The 22,271-nt window shown below is 40.1% G+C and carries 21 protein-coding genes and 1 other RNA gene; 12 read left to right on the forward strand and 10 right to left on the reverse strand.

Annotated features, from left to right (window positions below):
* Nucleotides 1-4: 4 nt before the first annotated feature.
* The 5 genes from HYW21_07550 to HYW21_07570 all read right to left on the reverse strand — a co-directional run bounded on the left by HYW21_07550 (nt 5) and on the right by HYW21_07570 (nt 12,133).
* Nucleotides 5-7,873 (reverse strand): right-handed parallel beta-helix repeat-containing protein, encoded by a 7,869-nt coding sequence (locus HYW21_07550; GenBank protein ID MBI2549177.1) that lies wholly within the window; start codon nt 7,871-7,873, stop codon nt 5-7.
* Nucleotides 7,870-8,049, reverse strand: a complete 180-nt coding sequence (locus tag HYW21_07555; GenBank protein ID MBI2549178.1) for a hypothetical protein — start codon at nt 8,047-8,049, stop codon at nt 7,870-7,872. Before HYW21_07555 ends, HYW21_07550 begins: the two co-directional genes overlap by 4 nt.
* A gap of 398 nt (nt 8,050-8,447) precedes the next feature.
* Entirely contained in the window at nt 8,448-9,290 is an 843-nt protein-coding gene (locus HYW21_07560) for a stage II sporulation protein M (GenBank protein ID MBI2549179.1), read from the reverse strand.
* A 21-nt stretch (nt 9,291-9,311) separates the two neighbouring features.
* Nucleotides 9,312-10,577, reverse strand: coding sequence for an exonuclease SbcCD subunit D (locus HYW21_07565; GenBank protein ID MBI2549180.1), 1,266 nt, complete (start codon nt 10,575-10,577; stop codon nt 9,312-9,314).
* Nucleotides 10,574-12,133 carry an ATP-binding protein gene (locus HYW21_07570; GenBank protein ID MBI2549181.1) on the reverse strand — a complete coding sequence of 520 codons (1,560 nt, stop codon included), beginning with the start codon at nt 12,131-12,133 and terminating at the stop codon, nt 10,574-10,576. The genes HYW21_07565 and HYW21_07570 overlap by 4 nt, the downstream gene beginning before the upstream one ends.
* Nucleotides 12,134-12,239: 106 nt before the next feature.
* Here HYW21_07570 and HYW21_07575 point away from each other — a divergent pair, with 106 nt between their 5' ends.
* On the forward strand, nt 12,240-13,160 hold the full coding sequence (locus HYW21_07575; GenBank protein ID MBI2549182.1) for an NAD-dependent epimerase/dehydratase family protein: 921 nt from the start codon (nt 12,240-12,242) through the stop codon (nt 13,158-13,160).
* Nucleotides 13,161-13,165: 5 nt separating this feature from the next.
* On the forward strand, nt 13,166-13,702 hold the full coding sequence (locus HYW21_07580) for a hypothetical protein (protein MBI2549183.1): 537 nt from the start codon (nt 13,166-13,168) through the stop codon (nt 13,700-13,702).
* 14 nt (nt 13,703-13,716) lie between these two features.
* On the opposite strand, the gene HYW21_07585 is transcribed toward HYW21_07580, so the two are convergent.
* Both HYW21_07585 and HYW21_07590 read right to left on the reverse strand, forming a co-directional pair.
* A complete protein-coding gene (locus tag HYW21_07585; GenBank protein MBI2549184.1) occupies nt 13,717-14,409 on the reverse strand; it encodes a TIGR02253 family HAD-type hydrolase in 693 nt (230 codons plus the stop codon).
* A 360-nt stretch (nt 14,410-14,769) separates the two neighbouring features.
* On the reverse strand, nt 14,770-15,033 hold the full coding sequence (locus HYW21_07590) for a hypothetical protein (GenBank protein MBI2549185.1): 264 nt from the start codon (nt 15,031-15,033) through the stop codon (nt 14,770-14,772).
* A 92-nt stretch (nt 15,034-15,125) separates the two neighbouring features.
* On the opposite strand from HYW21_07590, the gene thpR reads away from it, so the two are divergent.
* Nucleotides 15,126-15,686 (forward strand): RNA 2',3'-cyclic phosphodiesterase, encoded by a 561-nt coding sequence (gene thpR / locus HYW21_07595; protein MBI2549186.1) that lies wholly within the window; start codon nt 15,126-15,128, stop codon nt 15,684-15,686.
* Here the strand turns inward: thpR and HYW21_07600 are convergent.
* Both HYW21_07600 and HYW21_07605 read right to left on the reverse strand, forming a co-directional pair.
* Nucleotides 15,673-16,143, reverse strand: a complete 471-nt coding sequence (locus HYW21_07600) for a PIN domain-containing protein (GenBank protein ID MBI2549187.1) — start codon at nt 16,141-16,143, stop codon at nt 15,673-15,675. The two genes, thpR and HYW21_07600, sit on opposite strands and share 14 nt — an antisense overlap.
* A 40-nt stretch (nt 16,144-16,183) precedes the next feature.
* Nucleotides 16,184-16,420 carry an AbrB/MazE/SpoVT family DNA-binding domain-containing protein gene (locus HYW21_07605; protein ID MBI2549188.1) on the reverse strand — a complete coding sequence of 79 codons (237 nt, stop codon included), beginning with the start codon at nt 16,418-16,420 and terminating at the stop codon, nt 16,184-16,186.
* A gap of 133 nt (nt 16,421-16,553) precedes the next feature.
* Between HYW21_07605 and rnpB the strand changes: the two genes are divergently transcribed.
* The 4 genes from rnpB (at nt 16,554) to HYW21_07625 (ending at nt 18,229) form a co-directional block, all read left to right on the forward strand.
* An RNA gene (gene rnpB, locus HYW21_07610) (RNase P RNA component) lies at nt 16,554-16,906 on the forward strand.
* 46 nt (nt 16,907-16,952) lie between these two features.
* Nucleotides 16,953-17,102 (forward strand): preprotein translocase subunit Sec61beta, encoded by a 150-nt coding sequence (locus tag HYW21_07615; protein MBI2549189.1) that lies wholly within the window; start codon nt 16,953-16,955, stop codon nt 17,100-17,102.
* Nucleotides 17,103-17,120: 18 nt separating this feature from the next.
* Nucleotides 17,121-17,459, forward strand: a complete 339-nt coding sequence (locus tag HYW21_07620; GenBank protein ID MBI2549190.1) for a nascent polypeptide-associated complex protein — start codon at nt 17,121-17,123, stop codon at nt 17,457-17,459.
* A gap of 230 nt (nt 17,460-17,689) precedes the next feature.
* Complete coding sequence (locus tag HYW21_07625) at nt 17,690-18,229, forward strand: hypothetical protein (GenBank protein ID MBI2549191.1); 540 nt, start codon at nt 17,690-17,692, stop codon at nt 18,227-18,229.
* Between the two features lie 51 nt (nt 18,230-18,280).
* On the opposite strand, the gene HYW21_07630 is transcribed toward HYW21_07625, so the two are convergent.
* Entirely contained in the window at nt 18,281-19,495 is a 1,215-nt protein-coding gene (locus HYW21_07630; GenBank protein ID MBI2549192.1) for a hypothetical protein, read from the reverse strand.
* Nucleotides 19,496-19,785: 290 nt separating this feature from the next.
* Here HYW21_07630 and HYW21_07635 point away from each other — a divergent pair, with 290 nt between their 5' ends.
* The 5 genes from HYW21_07635 (at nt 19,786) to HYW21_07655 (ending at nt 22,271) form a co-directional block, all read left to right on the forward strand.
* Nucleotides 19,786-19,953: a hypothetical protein gene (locus HYW21_07635; protein MBI2549193.1), complete on the forward strand. Its 168-nt coding sequence runs from the start codon at nt 19,786-19,788 to the stop codon at nt 19,951-19,953.
* A gap of 6 nt (nt 19,954-19,959) precedes the next feature.
* Complete coding sequence (locus tag HYW21_07640) at nt 19,960-20,223, forward strand: type II toxin-antitoxin system RelE/ParE family toxin (protein MBI2549194.1); 264 nt, start codon at nt 19,960-19,962, stop codon at nt 20,221-20,223.
* Between the two features lie 164 nt (nt 20,224-20,387).
* Complete coding sequence (locus tag HYW21_07645; GenBank protein ID MBI2549195.1) at nt 20,388-20,822, forward strand: hypothetical protein; 435 nt, start codon at nt 20,388-20,390, stop codon at nt 20,820-20,822.
* A 23-nt stretch (nt 20,823-20,845) separates the two neighbouring features.
* Nucleotides 20,846-21,598 (forward strand): AAA family ATPase, encoded by a 753-nt coding sequence (locus HYW21_07650; protein MBI2549196.1) that lies wholly within the window; start codon nt 20,846-20,848, stop codon nt 21,596-21,598.
* Between the two features lie 10 nt (nt 21,599-21,608).
* A complete protein-coding gene (locus HYW21_07655; protein ID MBI2549197.1) occupies nt 21,609-22,271 on the forward strand; it encodes a hypothetical protein in 663 nt (220 codons plus the stop codon).

Here is a 22,271-nt window from a genome sequence, read left to right on the forward strand (position 1 = left end):
TGTATTACCCTTTCTGTATCTCATTTTTTCTACTGTTTTGAATTTCCTGCTCTATTTCCTCTGGTGACCAGCCTTTCTTTTTGAGTACATCAACAAGCAGTTCTTTGGTAAAGCCTTTCTGCAGTGATGTTTTAACGTACTCTACCATTTCTTGGTGTGCTTTCTGTTTGGTGTAGGATCGTTCAACAAGATCCTGTGGCCATCCCTGTGCGAGTAACACTTTCACTACTTCTTCTTTTGGAATATCCTTGGCAATAGCCTTTACGATATAATCATCAAGCATTTCCGCGTATTTGTTTGGCTTTGGTTTGACTTCTTTGACCTCTGCCTTGAGATGTGGAGAATGTTTGCGTTCATGCATGTAGAGGCTTACACCACCCACGAGTACAATGCCAGCAATAACTGCAATCAACCAGGTATAGGTTCTTTGACGCTCAACAGCAACGACCTCAGTAATGTTCTCTTTTGTTTCTCCGGTGATGTTCAGGATTTCTTCACCGATGATTTCTCCTGTTGGAATATTGTAAGGAGGAATGAATAATTCACATGCATCACAGAGACCTCCACAATCAATGGCTTCTTCATCTTGATTGAGGATACCATCTGAACAGCTTTCTCCACAAACGGTTGTTTCAGGTTGGGGTCTGCTCTTCGTTGTGTTACATTTGTTGATATCTTCACAGACTTTTTGTTGTTTACTCTCCTTACAGTTACTCCAGTAACAGGTCCATGATTCTGTACAATTAGTTTTTTTTAGAGGACTTCCTCCACCGCCCCCTCCACCACCACCACCGCCTCCTCCATTATTATCGTTGTTACTATCCCCACAGGATCCTTCCTCTGTTTGCTCGATATAACATCCACTTTGATCGTTCCTTGTTCGTGTATGTTTTCCATCAGAACATGACGTCCAATCTGACCAGGATGACCAATCTCCAGTACAGTTCATCTGTTCTCTGATACCAGTAAAGAATAATCCGCTGATCTGATAAAAGCCATTGGTAAGCGTACAGTTGTAGCCATACTGCTCAGTGCTATTACAGACCACAAAGTGCTCTCCGTCGAGTTCACATGCTCTGCTCATCCCGCTAATATCATACAGATGTTTATCCCTGATGCAGATCTTATCCAATGATGTATTAACATTCTTAACACTCATATTTTTGGTTTGTCCAACCGGAAGATTAATGCCTGCTAAAGTCATATATCCGGCAATATCGTCTGTCTCTTCTTTGTAGAGGTAAACCTTCTGAAGCTCAAGTTTATTTTCAGGGGTGTAGTTCCACATGAATGTCACATATTTATCTATGCCATTGAAAAATTCAGTGATGAGTTCTCCGCTAAATGCCTGATGAAGGTTCGCATCTCCATTTACTGAGATGATCAAATTATCAAAATTCGTATGTATGGTGCTTGCATTTCCGGTTAACGGATCCTCTGTGTCAAGGATTCCGTCATTGTCATCATCGTCATCAAGACCGTCAGGAATGCTATCCAGATCAGTATCATTGTCTACGTCATTAATGATAACTGTCCATTGTTGCTCAACCATATCAAGGCTGTCGTTGAAAACTGCCCGCAAACCATGAGTTCCTGCACTCGACCAGTTCGTGGTAAGATTGTACATAGTTGTTGTGCTTACCAACTGCTCATTCAAATACCATTGATACTCTGCAAGAGGTCCATCATTGTCAATAACCGTAATATTGAAGAGCTGCCAGAGGGTTTGATTTGATTCATCGAGCACTATGGTTCCCTGCAACGGATAATAGTCGCTGATTACCGGTAATTGATTTGGATCTGCAACCATGAATCCATGCGTAACGCTTTGCGTGTTGATATTTCCAAAAGAGTCATTACATTTATAGTACTGGATATAGGTCGTGCTCGGTTGCAATCCGGTTCTGTTGAAACTATGGGTTATGCCATCTGAATACGTAAAGGCAAGCCCGTCAACAAAATTAAAGTTCTCATTATTGAAATCATAGGTACAGGTTGCATTTTCAGTTGTATTAATGATAATCCATACTGAACTTGTTTTGTAGGTCAACACTGCATTATTGGTTGGATAAAGTAAATTGATTCCTACATTATTGCTAATTGTTAATGACCGTTGTTCGCTTGTTCCGGTGTTTTGATTAAAGGAATTATCAGTACAAGAAATGCTCCAGTCATAAAGCCCTTCATCCAATTTTTCTTGAGTAAACCATTGTACAACGTCTCTGGTAATTGCAGAGGATGTCTGGTTAGGGATACCATTAAGTAAGAGGCTACAGTCACGTATTGTAGTCTCATCATTGACCGTGAAGTTAAAGATAACATTCTGTCCTTTGCTTTGTGTACCTGATTCTGGAGCTACAAGCGTTACTATCGGCGGATTTGTGTCGCTGAAGGTTGCGTCAACGGTTACGCTTCTTTCTGTAGTTTGTACTTTGTTTTGTGTTGGTGCGTTATCATAGCACTCAACAAACCATCGATAAATCATGTCATCACTTAAGTTAAGGGTTACTGTTTGGAGCGTATTGTTAAGTGGAGACAAGACCGTTGTATTTAACTGGCCATCAATATAAAGACTGCACTGTGCAAGGCCACTCTCATCAAACGGTTGATACGCAAAGACGGTATTCATTCCTTGAACTGTTGTGCCATCAAGAGGCTCAAGATTGATAACTTGCGGCGGTGTTGTATCTACCCCAGGGGTAACTGTAAATGTATAGTTCCTGGGTGCAAACGCACACAATCCTTCCACGTCACACGCTTCACAGCTCCAGAGATATATTCCTTCCTCAAGATTGTTCCATTCAGTTTGGAGTGAGGGATTGATAGTGTTGAATTCTGTAGTAAGGTTAGGGGTCCATATCCCTGAGAGATTGGCATAGATCGTTACATTCTTCACCGTTGTTATATCCTCTGCACTGCAAAGAACAGGTATAGGATTACCTCTGTTAAACGATTGTCCATCAGGAGGAGACTGCAGAACAATGGTTGGTGGAATATTCCCCTCATCTTGGGTAGTGAACTGCCATATATCGCTGACTGTGTAATTCATACCATCAGTAGCATTAATGTACCAAAGATAGAGTGTTGTGTAGGCTAAGGTGCCTGGATTATAGAGGGGATTACTTGTTGTTCCTATGAGTACTGGAGGATTGCCAAAGTAAACACGGTAGGTAAGCGGTTGAAATTCAATATCACCTCCTATCCATTGGAGTGTTTGAGTTATCGATCTTTCTTTGCTGTCATTTAAGGGGATAGGATTCGAAGGTTTATCGGGGGGGTCATTGACGTTTATGACTTCGAGTGTAAAGGACGCTTGTATGGTGTTGCAATCAAGAACCACATGCTCTGTTCCATTATAGTTTCGAACCATGTCTTTGATGGTAAGGTTCGTACCAGTAAGGCTGAGATTGTAATAGGGATGTAGGGAAGGAATAGTGATAATCTCCTCATCATCGGGATCAGTGCATTCATTACGAATGTTTTCATAAACTACTGTTCCATCAGGGGAGTCTTCAAGAACTGCCTTGTTTTGCAGTGGATTCCAAACTGCTGGATCATCAACACGGGTTAAGGTAATATTTACTTCCTGAGATGCTAAACCGCTGTTTTGATCATGGAGAACAAAGGTTACGAGATCATAACCAAAGGTTTCAGGATCAACAAAGCTAAAGCTCGCTTCATCAGTGATGGTGTTTATGGCTATGGTTATAAGGCTGGTGTTGACGTCAGTAACCGTCCACGTCAATCCCGGATCGTTATCCTCAACATCATGTTCATAGGGTGTTAAGTCCAATATCCATGAAGAGCCTTCTGGTTGCGTTAGATTTGGAAGAGACGGTGAAATCCATGGATTATCATTAACTGGGAGGACAGTAACAATAACTATATTCAGAGCGTATGCTTGTCCATCGCTTGCATTGAAAGTTAAGGTTTCTTGACCGAACCAGTTTTGCTGTGCAGAGAAGTCTACAGATCCGTTTTGTTGAATGACCACCTTTACGCTCACATTTCCGTAAACTTCAAAAGAGAGTGGATCGAGATCTGGGTCCTGGAAGTAATCATTGAGATTGAATGCACCGGTTACTGTTCCATCTTCATTGAAGCTCACTGGTGGAAGGTCCATCAATTTTGTGGGTGGAGCATTGACGTTTTGTACCGTAAGGATATAGTTTTGCTCGTCAAAGGCTAAGCGTTGATCGGTTACTCGTACAACAACGGTATGCTGTCCTACTTGACTGTTTGTAGGAAGCCACCCTATCCTTCCCGTGTTTTGATTAATAACCATTCCTGTTGGCTTAGTGACCAGGCTCCAATTTAACACCTCTCCTTCATAGAAAATATCTGGATCATAGGCAGTAGCATTGTAGGTATACGGTTCATCTTCATTAGTTATAGTAATAGGGGTACTGTTAATATCAGGAACATCATTTACTGGCGTTACTTGGATCTGCACGATATCGGTTACTGTACTTTGCCCATCATCAACCTCAAGTGTACAGGTACCGATGCTATTCCAGTTTTGCGTCGGATTAACAACAAGATCATTACTGTTTATGCTGCAACCTAGTGATGCAGGGTTAACATCCGTCACTCGGAATTGCAAGGTCTCTTGATCTGGGTCGGTGGTAAAGAGTAGTAAATCCAGCGTTAATCCACCACTGTCTTCAGCAATGATTTGATCGGGAACCGTTAATATTGGTGGCGTGTTTTGGATGGTTACTGTTTGGGTAAGCCTATTACTTCCTTCACTTCCATCACTGGCGTTAATGTCTAATGACCAGATATCATTCTTCGTAGTCAATTCACTAGCAACAAAAGCAATGCTTGTTTCAATGTTGTTTCCCATGAATGTAGTACCTGAGAGTGGGTATTGCCGAGAGAGATTCAGCACTTCTGCTGGAGAAAGCGCATGATCCCAGACCATGACATTATCCATAGTTCCATTCAAGAAGTAGGGACCACTTGCGCCTATTTTCATATCCCTGTTTCCAGCAAAATCATAATTAATGGGCCTGGTCTCTGGTGTCCTTTTAACCTCTTGACCGTTAAGATATAAGATCACGTTCTGTTGATCATAGGTCATGACAATAAAATTCCACACACCAAGTGGTATAGGATAACCGACGGTTACTGGAGGTTGACCTGTTTGGAAATTGATCTGACCATACACTCTGAGAGGAGTGGCATTGTCACTTACTATTCGCCATCCCCCATCGACATATCCACTCCCATATGGCCCATTAATCAATCCATGACCAAGAGGGGGTAGAACAGGTATATTTGTCCATAGTGCTACGGTTAGCTGTACTGGTGCTAACCGTGGTGTTTTGTTTATGGTAACATTATCATTCAAACCATCAAAATTCAGGGCATTGCCATATTTTCCAGCTGCCCATTGAGCGCCAGAGATCTTCCCATGATCTCCTTGGAAAATACTTTCATGAACAACATCTCCTGCACCCTCATCCATGGTCCACCAGCCAACGAGACCATTCATATTGATATTCTGTTCACCAATGCCATTTTTCTTCCAGGCGTAGGTAACAGTGCCCGTATCTCCATCGAGATCAGTATACAGAACAGATGCGCTGAGGTTGTCTATAGTTACTGGAGTTAATGGCGTAATCGTTAGCCTATCTAATACTGGCGCTCTGTTCATATGGTCAAGGATTACATTCTGCTGTTTGTTCGTAGCAATGGTTGTTTTTGTACCGTACAACTCATACAGGGGTAAGCTCACATTTACCATGTAATCATTGAAAGAGGTTTTTCCACTCTCCTGAAGGATATAGTCCGTTACATTGAATGATACCTTACCATTGTTATCAGTAATTCCGTTGAATTCTTGATTACCGCTTTGTTGGTATCCTGTTACTGTTGCTCCGCTTAATGGAAGAGCTCCATCAGTCACGATAACATCGAAATACCATTGGATGGTTGCTTGCCCAGGTGCAATAATATTCCAACTGCTGAAGTTTGTATTGAGGAATGTAACCACAGATCTGTCAACATAAATATCCCTTGTTGTTGAAAGATTGATAAGAGAGTCAATAACTTTTATTTGATTCGTATTACTCAATGAGAATCCCATACGACCATTGTTGCTCAAGTATGTCTGTTGAAAGGTGTTTCTTCGTGATGATTCCATTAGAATCCCGTCCCATAGATTGAACGAGGCATTATTATTGACGAAAATATTGTCTTGAGTACCCACGATTCGTATGCCATTCTTGCTGTTGCCATAGGCAGTATTATTGGCAATGAGGCTATTGTTTGCGTATATCCTTAATCCATTGCCACCAAAGTTATTAAAGAACGCGTTGTTCGCAACAACCGTGTTGTCACCATAGATTGTTAAGCCGTAATAATTGTCAGTGAAATTGCTTCCCCGGATAACTGCATTGTCCGCATAAATCTCAGGGCCCCATCTTCGGACGACATCTTCATACCCAGCATTTTTAATTACAGCATTTTGCATGACAAAGGTTGCACCTTTTTCAACCACGAAGAGGTAATTTGCTGATCCTAATCGAGAGATTTGCGTTGGAATCCCCGCACTATCCCGTAAGGAAAGCGTGCCTCCATTTTCAACAAGAAGTTGCCGTGAACCGTTTGTCGTGGCATTGAATTTAAGCGACGCTCCCCGAGCAGTAAGGCTGCCTCCATTCTTGACGGTTAGGTTCCCATTAAGGACAAACAAGGGCGAAGTTATTTCTTCACTACCGTAAATATCAATATTTTCAGTAATGTTCGTAATACCAGATCCATGATAAAAAAGAGTTATGTTCATATAATCGGTATATAATGACCCTAATGGCATTGGAATATCATACTCAGTAGCAACCCACTCTATTATCCCATTCTGATAATCAATATATGAGCTCGTGGAGTTTTCTGGTAGCGTAAAACTAACGTTTACTTCTCGGCCATCGGTAGGTTGTCCTGTTTTGAATATCCATGCATCACCCGGTGTAAATCGGTGTGCATACAATCGTAACCAATTCGCACTCTTATCTTCTAAGTTCTGGGTATTATGCCCTACCCATGAAACACTTTGATTATGCAATGCACCTTGTTGTAATGATAACGAAGAAACATTGAGCGTGTATTGTTGGAGGTTACAGCCACTACTTCCACTAACAACATTGGTAATTTCGTAATCACTATCCTGATACTGGAGACTCGTGGGATTGGTGATCGGTTGTGGTGGTCCTCTGGTGTACTCAGGACGACAGTAATAATCCTGATAATTCCCACCTTCTTGCGCGCTCAATTCACTATCAGTGAAATCATAACTCTGTTGGAACCCACCACATTTTCCGTCGCTATCACAGAGCCGGGCATACCAGGTAATATTCTTTTTTGGTGTAAGTATGGAAATCGTGTGATTACATTGAATATTGCTTGGCGTAAGATATCCTGAGTTATCATACGCACTTTTACAGAGACATCCGGCACTATCTCCCGGCGCACAATTGGTAAATTGATAATCCTCTGACACAAACAGTGCTACATTATTACCCGTTCCATTATAATTTGCTCTGAAAAAAATGGTATCTCCTTTATCAGCAACAGGACTGACCGTCAGGGAATTAAAATACGGAGTTGGGTATGCAATATCTACTACTCCTTCTTCTTCGAGCGGTAGTTGAAGAACCTCCTCCGCCCATCCGAGAATGTTTTGTGGCGTAAGAAAGAGTTTGTTCCAAAATGTACTGAGTTTTTCCCATAATGAGCCACTTTCTGCAGCATCGACGGTCTGAGCCATGCTCGTGATCATTACTACTATTACTAATGAAATAATGAATGCCTGCAATAATTTCTTTCCCTGATCCTTCACCATTTTCTGTCTATGAATCGTTGCCTGCCTCATTTTTTCTTCTTTTTTTCCTCTAACTCTTCAATCTCGAGATACCATTTATTCTGATCTCTATCATATTTGAAAACCACAACATATTTTTTGATCGGATCTATAGAGAATAAGAGGGGCATAGGTATGGTTGTTTCAAAGCTCGAGCCTCTTTTGTATAGTTTTCGTTTGAAATCCATTGCAAACCTACACATCTTCCATATTTACTAATTGATTTATATATCTTTCCTTTTTTGTACTTATCAATTTACTTACTTATCAATTTTTTAGGAAGCGACGTTGTTTTTTCCTATCTTCTTCTTCAAACGCACGAATAGCCTCTTAACCAGTCAAATAACTTTTTTAATTATGGATAATATACTTATACTAAAGCTTATATTCTTATAACTATCATTATTAATATTCATTAATCCTGGATTATTAATAAAAATATACGTTAGAATAAGCTTTTAAATAAGATTAAAAGCTGGTAAAAAATATATATAAAAGGTATATATTTTAATACTTATTTTTATGAATACTTCCGTCTAAAATAGTCATGCCCTGAACAACCAGAGTGGACGCAATTACGTTTTGACTATACCCCCAACAGACTCATGACACGATGAGTAATATACACCTCGATGTATGCTCCAATGGCAACAACAATAAGCGCAAGCCCAAAAATAATAAGGGCATCAAGGAGAATGTGGTTGAAGTGTGATGAACCAAATGTTTCACGAATAGTGGCTTTAGAAACAACGCCTCCTGCAATAGCACCCAAGAAGTAGGCTAGTGCTTCGGCAATCATATGGGGAAAGACGGCAAGAATGGTGAGTGCAAAATAGACAAAAGGATTTTGTCCAATAATTAATGCAGAATCTTTTGCAACGATCCCAAAGATAGTTCCCCAGACAGAAGCATTCCAGGTGATAATAAAAATAGATCCTGCTCCATACACTAACGATGCAATCAAGCAGAAAAGCAGTACTCTGAGGTTATTTAAGAGTATGTCGGTAAACGTCCCAAAATCTGCATTGACAAAGGCATTGCCCGTTGATATACCTAATATTCTTGTCTGCTCCTGAAAGAGATTACTTGCTGCTAGTGTTGGAAGCATAATTGCAAAGAATGAAAATGCCAAAAGTATGCCGATAAAAAGAAACAAATACACACGGACGATGTCTCTATGATCTCTGAACAACAGCCAGAAATTAAACGTTTGTTCACGGCTTTCAACATTTTCTTCAATTGCGAGAAGTTTATTCAATGAAGGAAGCAATAACAGAGAAGTAAAGGCAACAGCAACTAATCCAGGATCCTGGGGAAAGAGCAACATGGCAGAAAAAATACCAAGGACTGCGTAGGAAAAACCCATAATAAATGCAAACGTCGCCTTTTTTTCGAGCCATTCAGCAGAATACAGCTGTTCAAATACCATGCTCTTCTTCAGCAAACTATTCTATTTAAGGCTTTCGTTTGTATTTGTATGTGCCTGGAAAGTCTTGCTTCCCTCGCCGAGAATTCGCTGCTCAAAATCAACATTGGTTTCCCCTTCATTCTTCTCTTGATCAAATGCCTTCATGAGCATCAACGTAAGTTGTTCCTCTGCTGTTGGATCTAATCCCACTGCTTGTTGACCGAGATGTTCTTTGATTAAGGCACGTTCAGTTTCTTCGGTTGTTGTCGTTTGGACATTGATTTCACTAAATTCCTTTGCCTGAAGTCGAGTTGTGTTCTTCATAACATAATAGGCTGATCGATCATACAGCATGGCGTAGATATCTTTAAACCGAATCTCTGAGGGCTTTCCGCTCCTTACTGTTCCTTCAACTCTTATCGTGACAATAGTATTATTAAACTCTTTTGTGGTGATGTCTCTCATGATTTCATCTTCGATTTCTTGTGGAGTCTTCATGGTGGCATCAACAATAATACTATACACATTGTATACTTGCACAGGTTCCCATTGTTGTACAAGGGCTCTTGTTTCAGTATCATACGTACAAAGATAGAAGCCACCTTGTTTGAGATCTTCAAGCTCTTTGAAACTATTGGGAAACAATGGCCCTGGATAAGCTATTTTCCCATAGCCTTCTTCTTCTCGAGTAAACACCACATGGACATGACCCCCTGCATAATAGAGAAATCCTTTAGGAAGGAGCGATAAGGGTGAGGTCTCTACGTGTTGAAGTTCTTTTGGCTTTAATTCTTCAAAAGCCGTATGAAAACAAAAAATCTTTAGCCCTGTTTCAGCCTCAAGATGAGCATGATCGAGTTGTTCATAATAGCTTCGCTCAAGCATCCCTCGTTTACCCAACAAGCCAGTTATTTTTATTCCTGTTTTTTGGTCAACCGTAAACAACAACTGTAATTTCCCTGAAGGCGTTACCTTTCCTTTTACTACATTGCAAAACAATCCTGCCTGCTCGAGAACATCAAGCATGGTCTTTCCCGACGGAGAGTAATCATGACTTCCTGGAATGCCATAGACAGAAATCCCCCGGTCCTTTACTTCCTTGAGTTTCTTGACTGATGCCTTTAAACTGTCGATAGCAGGTAAACTCGTGTTAAAAAGATCTCCGGCAATAACCATAAAGTCTACCTGTTCTGCGATGCACTTGTCCATGGCTTTTAGAAAAGCATTGGTGCTGCATTCTTTTAATTTTGGATCGCGCCACGAACCAATATGGCAATCTGCCAGATGTGCAAAGGTAATAATGGTCATACCAGCTGGACCTCACTAAATTGTAAGGGAATGTCTCTCTTCTCCTGCTTTTGCTTGCCATACGTCGTTGCTATAAAGGCATTCTGATATTCCTGTATGTAGTCTTCAAAGAGAGGAACTTTGAGAGGAATGGCAAATTTGCTAAAGGTGCTGGTAAGCAGAGCCTCTCCTTTATCTAACGAAGCGATGGTTCTTGCATCCGTCGAAAGGTCCTGCGCAGAAGATTCAATAATTGCCTGGCGCTCTGGAGCCATTTCAATACCCAAAATGATTTTGGTATTCATATTGGCGAGAATTTCACGGGGGATCATACTGGGGAGTTGGGTAATGGCAATTAATCCTACCTGAAATTTCCTTCCTTCACGCGCAATAGTCCCGAAAATATTCGATCCTTTTTCAAGAACTTCCTTTCCCAATACCCGTGGAGCTTCCTCAAGGAGTACAGAAATAACCGGCTTTTGCCCGAGTTCACCGGTGCGTTTATATTGCTTGTAACGCTGCAAGATTTCGGTAGCAATAAGGCTCCCGATAAGGATTTCTACAGAGCCTCCAAAACTTGAGGTATCAATGATAACCAGTCGTGCCTGCTCAAGTTCTCGAACAATATCTCCAATAGTTGTTGATCCTGCCTGAAGATCAAAGGTTCCATGACAGCTGAGTTTATTTTCAGCAAACTCTACATCGAGAATAGTAAGTAAGCGACGTTTCACCACACCGATAGTTGCCTCAGTAAATTTAAACCCATCAATAGGCTTTTCAAGGATAATAGCCTCAATCCAACGATTTCCAAAGGCCTTATAATAAGAACCAAGTGCTTCTTTTTGTGGCGTACTCCACTCAATAACCCCATTGAAATGTTGTGGTTTAATCGTAGCAATATTGATCTTTAATGTTCTTCCCCCATGCGGTGGATGAGGCGAATAATAGACCACTTTTTCATGATGTGGATGATCCTTTAACCCTCTCTTGTTTCTTCCAAAGTATTCATCATGCGGATCTAACACCAGGATGCCTGCATAATCCTTATCGACACAATCCCAGAGCATAACAGCAGTAAGGTTTGATTTTCCCTTTCCTGTTGATGCAGGAATTAAAATATGATGCGTAAGTGCATCTTTTCCGGTTAAATAAATAGGAACATCGAGGATTTTTGAGCCACTTCGTAATTTTCCAAGAAATAAGGGATGTTTGGGTTTGTTGAGGAACGCAACATCATTCACATTAATTTCACGGATAGGAGAGAAAAACGTAGGAAGGGTTTTACACATCTGTGCATCTTGCGTAACCGTAATCAGTGGTTTCAAAACTGCAAGGGTATAATTCCGCAAATGAGGCTCCATAAACTCAAGTGTGGTGTTTTCCTCCAGTTGTAATCCTGAGATCAGTTCCCGATTGCTCTGCGAAATTTGACTGCCATAGATCAAATCATACACTTGGAGTAAAATCTTACCTTTAGGTGTTTCAGCAATACACAGTTCACCGAGCTCTATTTCCTGATCTGCTTTTTGTCGTACGAGTAGTTTACCAAATTCCCCAGAAATAACTTGGCCTTTAATCATGGAAATGGGGAATCATGGTAATTATATAAATCTACGTCCTCAATTCATATCCGTATCTTGTCCTAAGAAAATCTTTATAAAGCAGGGGGTTTTTCTCTGCGATATGAAAATGTTAGTAACTGGCGGAGCAGGATTTATTGGTAGCCATATTGTCGAGCAGTATGTGCAGGCTGGCCATGAGGTTGTTGTGGTTGATAATTTAAGTACAGGCAAGCGAGAAAACCTGCATCCGAATACAAGATTCTATGAACTGGATATTCAACAGCAACAAGAACTTGCAAAGATATTTGCCAAAGAAAAACCAGAAATAGTCAACCATCAGGCAGCACAGATTAGCGCATCACGATCATTGAAAGATCCTCTCAATGACGCACAGACTAATGTGCTTGGTTCACTTTCTCTGTTGGAATGTTGTCGTCAGTATTCAGTCAAAAAGATCATCTATGCTTCTACGGCAGCAGTCTATGGCACACCAGAAACATTGTTGTGTACAGAAGCTCATCCTATTCAACCAGTCTGGCCCTATGGTGTCTCAAAATATTACATGGAACAATCCCTTTGGTTGTACCATCATCACTATGGCATACCTTATGCCATATTTCGTTATGGAAATGTATATGGCCCGCGGCAAGATCCTTATGGAGAAGCAGGAGTAGTAAGCATTTTTATTGAAAAAATGTTAGAGGGAAAACAACCAAGGATTAATGGCGATGGCAAGCAAACAAGAGATTTTGTGTTTGTAAGGGACGTCGCACATGCCAGCCTTTGTGCACTTCAACCTGCTATTCCGTCAGGTGTGTTCAATATCGCAACAGGAACAGAAACATCAGTCAATACCCTATTTAACGAAATTAAGCAGCTCCTTAAAAGTCCTCTTCAACCAAATCATGGTCAGCCGATTGTCACTGAAGTAAGAACAATTGCGCTTGATAACGCCAAAGCAAAGAAAACGCTAAGCTGGAAACCTACAACGCTATTAACCGAGGGACTCAGACAAACCATTGCTTGGTACAAGGAGCGTTAAAGAGTATGATTGAGCTTGATCAAAAAGTCGCAATAGCTACATTAGGTAAAAATGCATTTGTAAGAGAATTCTCAGCGCTTGCTACAGGTTTGTCAGTACGGGGTTTTCAAGATAGAAGATTTTTCCCAAGAAACAGATGGTATATGGCCAGTGTCCCGCCGATTACAGGAGAACAGTTACTATTTTACCAACGTTTTGTAGTGGAATATTTTGGAGAACCTATCAAAGATTACGATGTACCCATAGTTCCTGGAGAAAATATACCTGACGATGTTATTCCAATGATTAATAGAATGAATGGATATCTTTTCTTGGGGATTGCGGTTATTCACGACCTGTTGAATTTAGACCAAGTGGTTCACATTTTGGATGAACAACAAGGAGCATCTAGAAATCCACCAATTAATTTAGGCAATAAACAAGCATTGTATTTAAGAAGAATTACTGATGGAACATTTACAGAACTCATCAGGGTTTCCCCACATATAAGCAAAGGGGGGAATGAATATTCCATGGAATATATGTTACACAAAAGAATGTAGCAAGACCATGGTGATCATTCGCGACGTTTACTATTCTCTTTTTCTACTATCGTGATAAGCTCGTCGATGCTTGCAATAGCATGATCTGTTTTAATATTCCGTACTTGTTTATCTGAACCATACTGTGCAAAACACGTTTTAATACCGAGCTTTCTTGCCCCTGCCATATCTCTTGAGGGCCTATCACCAACCATAAGGCATTCTTCTGGTTTAACCTTGAGTTTGGTTAGGGCTGCCTTAAATGGCAAGATGCTTGGTTTTGTCCTGCCGGTATCCTCTAAGGCTACGACGACATCAAAGAAATCGTCAATTCTCATAGCAACTAATCTTAGCCAGGCTTTTAATTTTGGTGCGTCGCTGACAATGGCTAATTGAAGGCCTTTACTTTTGAGCGCAATCAGTGTCTTCTTTGTTCCAGGATAGGGATGCAAAAAGCCTGTTCGTGCCTGTCGATAGGCTACAATAGCGTATGCCAATTTTTTGTAATCAATTTCTCCGGTTACTTTTTTCAAAAATCTTTGGAAGATCTGTGGATTTTCAAAGTGAGTTTGATGATACAGTTGGTAAAGGATCTCAAGGGCATCCTCTTTAGGTATGGTTAAGCCAGCATCAATCATTGCATCAATTGCTTCAGAAATCGCAATATGTTTCATCTTCATAAAATCAATCAGCGTATTGTCCAGATCGAACAGGATTGCTTTGATCATGTTAACTGCCCTCTTTGTTTTTCTTGTCAGGTGTTCCTTAACTATTTGTCTACTTTCAGGGGTTCACTCTAGTACTTAAATCTTTTCTCCTTATAAAGGAAGTCTTGATAAACTGTACACGCCACGATGATGGCAGCTGACGGATTTTTTCGTTTCTCTCAAAAATCCTACTCGCCAAAACAGAGCCGTATACTTCGTCTACGAACCTGCTTTGTCTCGCCAGCGCCACCGTGGCGTGCGACGAGCCGAGGGTTGGCTCCTTCGGAGCTGGGCTCGTAGGGCAAAACCGAATATATGAGGTTTTGACCGTCGCACCGCCAATAGTGGCGCTATGAACAAATGCTACTTATATCTGTTTTTTCACCGTACCATTAACTCCTCTTCGACAAGTTTTTTAATTCGTTTCGGATTAAAAACCCATATAATGCAGCCATCTTTGTCAATGATGATCTTTCCTGCCTCTTCAAGATAATCCAAAACTACCGTGAATGTTTGGTACATCATTTTCTTTGGTAATCTTTTCCAAAGTTGATACTTTCCACATTCCTGGCTGTATTTTTGAATAGTTTCCTCAACCATGAGTACGGTCTCAAGTGTTGGGCTATGGAGATTTCTTTTTGGCATATTATATAATAATATATAATAGCTTTTATTTAAATGTTTGCTCATCATCTTTTTCTCGTAACATTTATTAGGCTAGACTCAGTATTCGTTTTATGCGCCTTTTCCTTGCTTTGTTGCTTCCTCCTGAAATACGAAAAGAACTTGTTGCGCTTTATCAGTCTATTCCTCCATCGCTCGGAAAGATTACTTGGGTGGCAGAAGAAAATATCCATCTTACCATCAAGTTTCTGGGAGAGGTTCCTCAAGAAAAACTCTCGTTAATAAAACACGTGCTTGCTCAGGTGCATCATCATCCTTTTGATCTTCAGCTGACAGATATTGGTGCTTTTCCCAAGCTCTCTAATCCGCGAGTTATCTGGGTCGGGGTTATGCCTCACGAAACGGTTGTCCTGCTGCAGAAGCAAATTGATGACGCATTAGCAAAGCTTGGGTTTAGCAAAGACCTACGCTTTCATCCGCACATTACCCTCGGAAGAGTAAAGATAGTTCATGAGGGGCATGCACTCACCAAAATGCTTTCTTCCTTGCCACTGAAACCACGCCATTTCACGGCTAATGAATTTTCGCTGATGCAAAGTACGTTGACGCCAAAAGGGCCTGTTTATCAGAATTTATCAAGGGAAAATAAAGACGAGAATGTTATGGTTCGATAGCCTGAATCTCCTTGATTTTTTTGAAATCCAGATCACTGGTCAGAATTTTGACAATACCGTACTGCTGCATTGTTGCAAGAATAGAAGCGTCAGTGGGCAATAAACCATATTGTTCGGAAAGAGCGCAACTCAACACCTCTTCTTGCTCCTCTATTTCGTAAATGTGCACCTTGCTTCGAATGTTTACAAAGAAAAGCAGATAACGAGCATATACCTCTTGTCTGAGTTTTTTATCATTTTTAATGTGATTCAGGATAGTATATTTGTTGGTTGTATTCAGCTTTAGTGCAGCCTCTCCCCATAACAGTTTAAACTTAAGTTCATTTAAGACAAGAACATTGGTACAAAGAATATATTGATTATCGTCGAGCAGTCGCATAACGACATCTCCTTTCCCCTTTTCTTGACTAAGAAAATAAAAAAAAGCATTCGTATCAATGAAGATCTGTTCTTTCATGTTCTCTGTTCTCGTCAATCTCGGTAAGTTGATGTTAAAGCTATCTCGCTAACAGCTCATGATAGATGAGATCTATTTTTTTAATATCAGTTTTGCTTAATTCTCCGAAAAGTCCACGAAGTTTTCGGAAATCATTTTCGACAGGGACGAGAAGGATACCATTTTTTCCTGTAATTATCTCTATCTTAGCGTTTGGCTTCAGTCCTTTTTCTTCCCTTATTCTCTTGGGGATAACGATCTCTCCGCGCTCTCCAATTGCTTTAATGCAGATAGTCATGGACGTTCACGAGAGAGGGATGTAATAGGACTATTTAAATTTTCTGAATCTTTTTTTTTTTTCTGAAATTATCTAACGTCAGATTTTTATGATTTCAAAAACCTTTATAAATAATGACTTCTTTCACCAACTTGTAGGGGAGTGCTTAACACAGGTTCCCTCGGGAACTTAGGAAAGTCCACCCACCCAACTGAGCAATCAGTTGCGACGAGATGTTTGGCTTTGCTGGACGCTCGTTGGCCACTTATGGGAGTAAGATCCTGAAAAGGATGGCAACCACTCAGAAACGAGACCGCCTCATGTAGGGATGAAAAATGCGAAGGTGTTGGCGACAACACTGAGATAACCTTTTGACAACGCATGAGGAATGGATGAAACGGTGAGTCCTGGCCGGTGCAAGTCAGTATGACGCTCAGTTTAATGTTAAGGAGGGCTGTTCATCAGCAATGGTGAAGTCCTACAGAAGGTGGCTTACAGCTTCCCTACGTCTTTCCTTTAGGAATGAATCATGACACGTGATGACAGAATTCGGATGCCTTCGGGTATGGGCGGTCTTGTACGTTACTTTGATGAGTATAAAAGTAAGATCGAGTTTCAGCCAGGCCATATTATCATTCTTGCCTTAGTTATTATTATTCTTGTTCTTATTTTCCATCTCTATGGTGGAAACTTGTTTTACTAACAGCTTATTGAGGTCTATATGTTTCCTGGAATGAATGCACGAAAGATGGAACAGATGATGCGTAAGATGGGCATCCAACAGGTAGAGATCCCCGCAAAACAAGTTGTTATGACGCTCGAAGATAAGGAGCTTGTTTTTTTAGATCCACAAGTAAGTAAGGTAAATATGATGGGTCAGATAACCTATCAGTTGATCGGAGAAGTAGAGGAACGGTCTCTTGAAGTTGCTATAAAGGAAGAGGATATCCAAACAGTTATGGAACAGGCTGATGTTGATGCTGCAACGGCAAAAGAAGCGCTTCGCACCGCTCATGGAGATCTTGCTGCAGCCATACTCGCGCTCAGAAATGAAAGGTAAATTCTTTGAAGAGCTTATATATCCTTTCTCAGTGATAATTTTTCCGAGGCAACTCTTTTTAAAGCTATCGAAAAGTTTAAATATATGCTTATCTGAAAATACTTTAGGGGGTAGAGTTGGTAGATCTGTAGTTACCATATGCAGATTGCGGTAGTTGTGGTGATGTTCCTGTTATTTGCTTGCATATATCTGTTAAAAGTATGAAGGGGAGGATATAAATTTCGTGGGCCATGAGAATTACGAACAACTTTATGTATAATACCATCAGTGAAGTGGTGGGAGAAGACGTTATTCCTATAGTGGAATACTTAAAAAATCGTAAGAATATCTCAGAGTTTCAAATCGCTGAAAAGACCGATCTTGAGATAAACATAACTAGAAATGTACTTTATAGGCTTCATAGTCATAATCTGGTAAGGTATAACCGAAAAAAAGATCGTCAAAAAGGATGGTACATTACCTATTGGACATTTAACGCCCGGAGAATTAAAGAACTTGCCGAGCAGCTCAGGAAAAAAAAGCTCGATCGTTTCAAGGAACGACTGGAGAAGGAAGAAACCCATGCGGGCAATTTCTACCTTTGTTCAAAAACATGTGTGCGGTTAAACTTTGATGCTGCATGTGATTTTAATTTTAAATGCCCTGAATGCGGTGAAATTCTCAACCCCCAAGACAATACTAAAACAATCGAACATTTAAGAACTCAGATTGCTGAACTTGAGAGTGAGCAAAAGCTCAGTAAGCAAAAAGTCAAGCGAAAAGCAGGATAAATTCCTCTTTCTCTGTTTCTTATACCTTTAAGGAATTTAAACTAGTTATATCTACAACAAAAACAAAAGAAGGGTAAGATATCCTAGTCCAAATGCAGCGGTTATCCCACCGGTGTTAGGGGACGATTGAGAAATTGGTTGCGTGTGTAATATGCTCTGTTGTGGTGTATATACTGCAGGTATGACCTGAGTAGGCGGGCTAATTCTTGTTTCAAGTGATGCAACTGACAACATTGGTTCACGAGGCTTTAATGCTGGTTCATACGCTATGAAATGGTCTTGTGGTAAGGGTTGCAGTGTATGCCCTTGGGTTGGTACATCCCCTTTAGGGATACGATAAGGTTGCTCTCTTTCAGGAGAATAGAGTTCGTGAGGTACCAATGAGACCGGTTGCAGTGGATTACTTGGAGACACTACTGTTGATAGTAAGGGGCCATCCTCATAATACGTGGAGAGAGGAACAGAGGCTAGTGCAGGTGCTGGTGGTATTTCCCTATGGTATTGTGGTATACTTATTCGTTCTCCTCCCGGTTTGGGTGCATTATCTTGGATATCAACCACGAAAATCCCATTGTTTCCTGAAGCAAGGACCGTGAGATCTAGTTCACCATTTTCTTGGCCATGGTAACGGACAAGTTGATACTGAAAAGGAACTTCTCCGTTACCTCTCTTCTCTTTATCGATCTTTTCAAGAACAATACGCTGCTCTTGATTAGGTAAGACATAGACGATATCATTCCCTGGGAGAATAAGCCTGAAGTAAAGGTCATCAAGGTTTTCTTGTGATGTCCTTAACACTACTCTACCCCTATCTCTATCGACGCTCAGTGGTACATACCATAATCCATCACGAATCTCTCCCGGTTCTGCACGGATTGATCGAGCATCTGTTTTATTTTTCGACCACGTAAGTTGTGTATTCTCTCCATCTCCTCTATAGATTCTTCCTAACACTACATCATCAAGTGAACCAAGATCTGGTGGCTGTTCACGCTCAATTGAGGGAAAATAGGTATTGACAACAGCCCGCAGAGAATCCACTTCTGTCTCAAGTCTCGTAATATGTTCCTGATGATCACGGTCATTTTGCTGAAGTTTTCGGTATTCGATAAACCCCCCGTATCCAGCCACAGCGCTTGCTCCCAAAACAAGAAGAGTAGCAACAATACCTGCAAGCCTCCTTTTCCTTGGTTTATTCGTTGCAAGCGGATCCCCTAGTTCATAAAGGGGATCTTCCTTTCGTGGATCTTTATTTGTTTCGTCCATGTTATTCACCGAAGAGTTAGGAGTGCCTCTCAATACTCCTTTTATGCATTGCCATTATATAATAGTTATGGATCTTTACTATGCTCTTGTGGAGCTTTGAGCGGTTAGCTATAGTTCATCATTGATAGTAAACTGTCAAAAAACTCTATTTTTTTGATAGTCACTACCAAAATATTTGTACCTTTGGAAGATGATTATTCTGCCAACGAGCGTGTTTTTGCCCTTGTGAGTAATACAAAATCTGCCCCAGATAGAAAATTATATAAAGCAGCCTGTATATCATAGAGATTATGGAAGAAACAAGACTTATCCTCAACAAATTAGATAGTATTAAAGAAGAACTTGATTACATCAAAACACACCTGATAGACCCTGATATTATCCTTACCGGCGATGACTTGGAAGCTTTACGAGAGGCAGAAGAAGACCTCAAAAAGGGGAGAACGAAGAGGTTATAGTCTAACTTGTATCATGTTGACGTATCTACCCGAGCAGAGAAATTTATTGATAAATTAGATAATCATTTGCGATTACGAATAGAAGAGCGGCTTAAAAAACTAAAGGATAACCCTATACCAAGCGATGCGAAATTCATTGGCAGAGACGAGATGGGTGAGAAAATATTTCGATACCGAATTGGAGCTTATCGCGCATTATACAAAATCAAAGAGCAAGAGCAGATCATTCTCATATCAAAGATTGATAAACGTCCACGAGTTTATGATTAGGCCGGTTTTGAATTTCGTCTATTCTATACAATGATCATGGCAAAAAGAGTATTCTTAAGAAATATTTATAAAGATTCACTACTCAGAGTGGTAGAAGAGAAAAAGAGACCGGTACTATGCTATCAGGATTTTTAAAAAAACTGCTTTTTGTGCGGCAGTTTTCCATGGTTAACGGAAAGATCAATCTGCTCGGCAAAGAGCAGGTCATGTTGTCTTCTGAATTTTTGAGGGGGTTACAAAGCATTGATGAAGGATTGGTATATGATCTTGCGAAAAAGATAGGGCTTGAAGACGCCAAATATTATACCAAAATTCTTGATTCTGGACATGGAGATCTCCTTGGCCATATCAAAATGGTTTTTGATACCTATGGCTTAGGTATCCTAGAAATTGAACTTTTAAAGAAAGAAAAAGCAACTGTTCGTGTAGTACAATCAACATTGGCAAACATAAAAAAACAGAGTGATAAGACAGTCTGTACCATCACGGCAGGCCTTTTAGCTGGTTTTTTTTCTTACCTTCTAAAGCGAGAGGTAAATTGTATTGAAAAAAAGTGTAAGTCAATGGGAAACTTATACTGTGTATTTGAAATAAAATGATGATGTTAAGATGAGGTGAAAAGATGACACGCGTTAAAACAGGTATAAAAGGTTTTGATGAACTTATTCAAGGAGGTTTTCCCAAAGGAAATTCAATTTTGTATACCGGTTCACCGGGAACAGGTAAAACCATCTTTGGGTTACAGTTCCTTTACAACGGAGCACAATTGTACAAAGAAAAAGGGTTGTACGTAAGTTTTGAACAGCCCGTTATAGATATTCAAAATCAAGCAAAGCAGTTCGGGTGGGATTTGAAAACATTAGAGAAAAAAGGATTGTTGAAGATTTTAAGCATTCCTGCACGAGATATCAAGAAAGATACTGCGCAAGAGGTTATTAGACTTTGCGAAAAAGAGAAGATAGAAAGAATGGTTATTGACTCTCTGTCAACGTTATCTATTAATGCACCGATCTATTCAGTAACTAGTGATTTAGCAATAGCGGAGGTAGTAGAAAATTCTACTTTTTTTTCTCCACCAGTTATCGGTGATCTTGTCGTCAAAAGATTTATTTATGGTTTTATTGATGATTTGAGAAAGTTACCTAATACAACAACAGTTCTTATCTCAGAAACTTCGAAAGAGAGTGCGTATCTTTCCCGCGATACCATTTCAGAATTTCTTTGTGATGGAGTTGTTCTTGTTACTTTTGAAAGTATGGGTGGAGAATATTCACGAAGTCTTCTTGTCAGAAAAATGAGACAAACAAAGAACGATGAGGATATTCACCCTTTAGAGGTTAGTAAACATGGATTAGTAGTTCATAAAATCACATGAGGTGAATAAGATGGCTTTCAAAGCACCCCCAAAAATACTTCAGAAGGTATTAGGGTTTAAAGCATTTCAGCATCGAGATGGAAAATTGTTTCTTTGGGGTGTACCTGGCACTTTAAGCCCACTCTACGTTTCAGTTTATTTAGTTAGGCTTATGGAAAAAGAATTAGGAGAGAAAAAAACCATGAGCTTATTTTACCACTCTGGCAGATTTCAAGGTAAACAAGCCTTTGAAATTATCAGTAAAAATTTTGGATATGCAGAAACGCTACACGATAAAAAAGAGCTTTTACTTTTTAATACTGGTCAAGGGGATGTTATTGGTTTAGGCTCTTTTGAGTGGACTATGGTTGATTTCAACAAAAAATATTTTGTTGCTAAGGTTAAATCCAATATTGCTGAAGAATATAAACGATTTTTTGGAAACAGAAAATCAGGTGTTGACTATTTTGTAAGAGGAATTGTTTCAACTTTTGTTGAAGAACTTATTAAGGAACCAACGTTAACTATAGAAACGAAATGTGTTGGCTCGGGTAAACCTTTTTGTGAGTTTGTAACAAAGCCTGTTAAACATTGGGACAAAAATGATCCACTCGTAAAAGAGCAAACCCCGGAGAATTTGTCTAGTTTTAAGGAACTAGGTGCAAAGATTGAACCATACCTAAATTTAGGCTGA

Source organism: Candidatus Woesearchaeota archaeon, from assembly GCA_016187565.1.
Lineage (GTDB): Archaea > Nanobdellota > Nanobdellia > Woesearchaeales > JACPJR01 > JACPJR01.

Bases quoted from the DNA above. Each gene is read 5' to 3' on its own strand.
- HYW21_07615 (MBI2549189.1), top strand. From the start codon at position 16,953: ATGCCTTCGGGTATGGGCGGTCTTGTACGTTACTTTGATGAGTATAAA.
- HYW21_07585 (MBI2549184.1), bottom strand. From the start codon at position 14,409: ATGATCAAAGCAATCCTGTTCGATCTGGACAATACGCTGATTGATTTT.
- HYW21_07565 (MBI2549180.1), bottom strand. From the start codon at position 10,577: ATGACCATTATTACCTTTGCACATCTGGCAGATTGCCATATTGGTTCG.
- HYW21_07605 (MBI2549188.1), bottom strand. From the start codon at position 16,420: ATGACTATCTGCATTAAAGCAATTGGAGAGCGCGGAGAGATCGTTATC.
- HYW21_07630 (MBI2549192.1), bottom strand. From the start codon at position 19,495: ATGGACGAAACAAATAAAGATCCACGAAAGGAAGATCCCCTTTATGAA.
- HYW21_07620 (MBI2549190.1), top strand. From the start codon at position 17,121: ATGTTTCCTGGAATGAATGCACGAAAGATGGAACAGATGATGCGTAAG.
- HYW21_07560 (MBI2549179.1), bottom strand. From the start codon at position 9,290: ATGGTATTTGAACAGCTGTATTCTGCTGAATGGCTCGAAAAAAAGGCG.
- HYW21_07650 (MBI2549196.1), top strand. From the start codon at position 20,846: ATGACACGCGTTAAAACAGGTATAAAAGGTTTTGATGAACTTATTCAA.
- HYW21_07625 (MBI2549191.1), top strand. From the start codon at position 17,690: ATGAGAATTACGAACAACTTTATGTATAATACCATCAGTGAAGTGGTG.
- HYW21_07550 (MBI2549177.1), bottom strand. From the start codon at position 7,873: ATGAGGCAGGCAACGATTCATAGACAGAAAATGGTGAAGGATCAGGGA.
- HYW21_07655 (MBI2549197.1), top strand. From the start codon at position 21,609: ATGGCTTTCAAAGCACCCCCAAAAATACTTCAGAAGGTATTAGGGTTT.
- thpR (MBI2549186.1), top strand. From the start codon at position 15,126: ATGCGCCTTTTCCTTGCTTTGTTGCTTCCTCCTGAAATACGAAAAGAA.
- HYW21_07645 (MBI2549195.1), top strand. From the start codon at position 20,388: ATGGTTAACGGAAAGATCAATCTGCTCGGCAAAGAGCAGGTCATGTTG.
- HYW21_07575 (MBI2549182.1), top strand. From the start codon at position 12,240: ATGAAAATGTTAGTAACTGGCGGAGCAGGATTTATTGGTAGCCATATT.
- HYW21_07555 (MBI2549178.1), bottom strand. From the start codon at position 8,049: ATGGATTTCAAACGAAAACTATACAAAAGAGGCTCGAGCTTTGAAACA.
- HYW21_07635 (MBI2549193.1), top strand. From the start codon at position 19,786: ATGGAAGAAACAAGACTTATCCTCAACAAATTAGATAGTATTAAAGAA.
- HYW21_07600 (MBI2549187.1), bottom strand. From the start codon at position 16,143: ATGAAAGAACAGATCTTCATTGATACGAATGCTTTTTTTTATTTTCTT.
- HYW21_07580 (MBI2549183.1), top strand. From the start codon at position 13,166: ATGATTGAGCTTGATCAAAAAGTCGCAATAGCTACATTAGGTAAAAAT.
- HYW21_07590 (MBI2549185.1), bottom strand. From the start codon at position 15,033: ATGCCAAAAAGAAATCTCCATAGCCCAACACTTGAGACCGTACTCATG.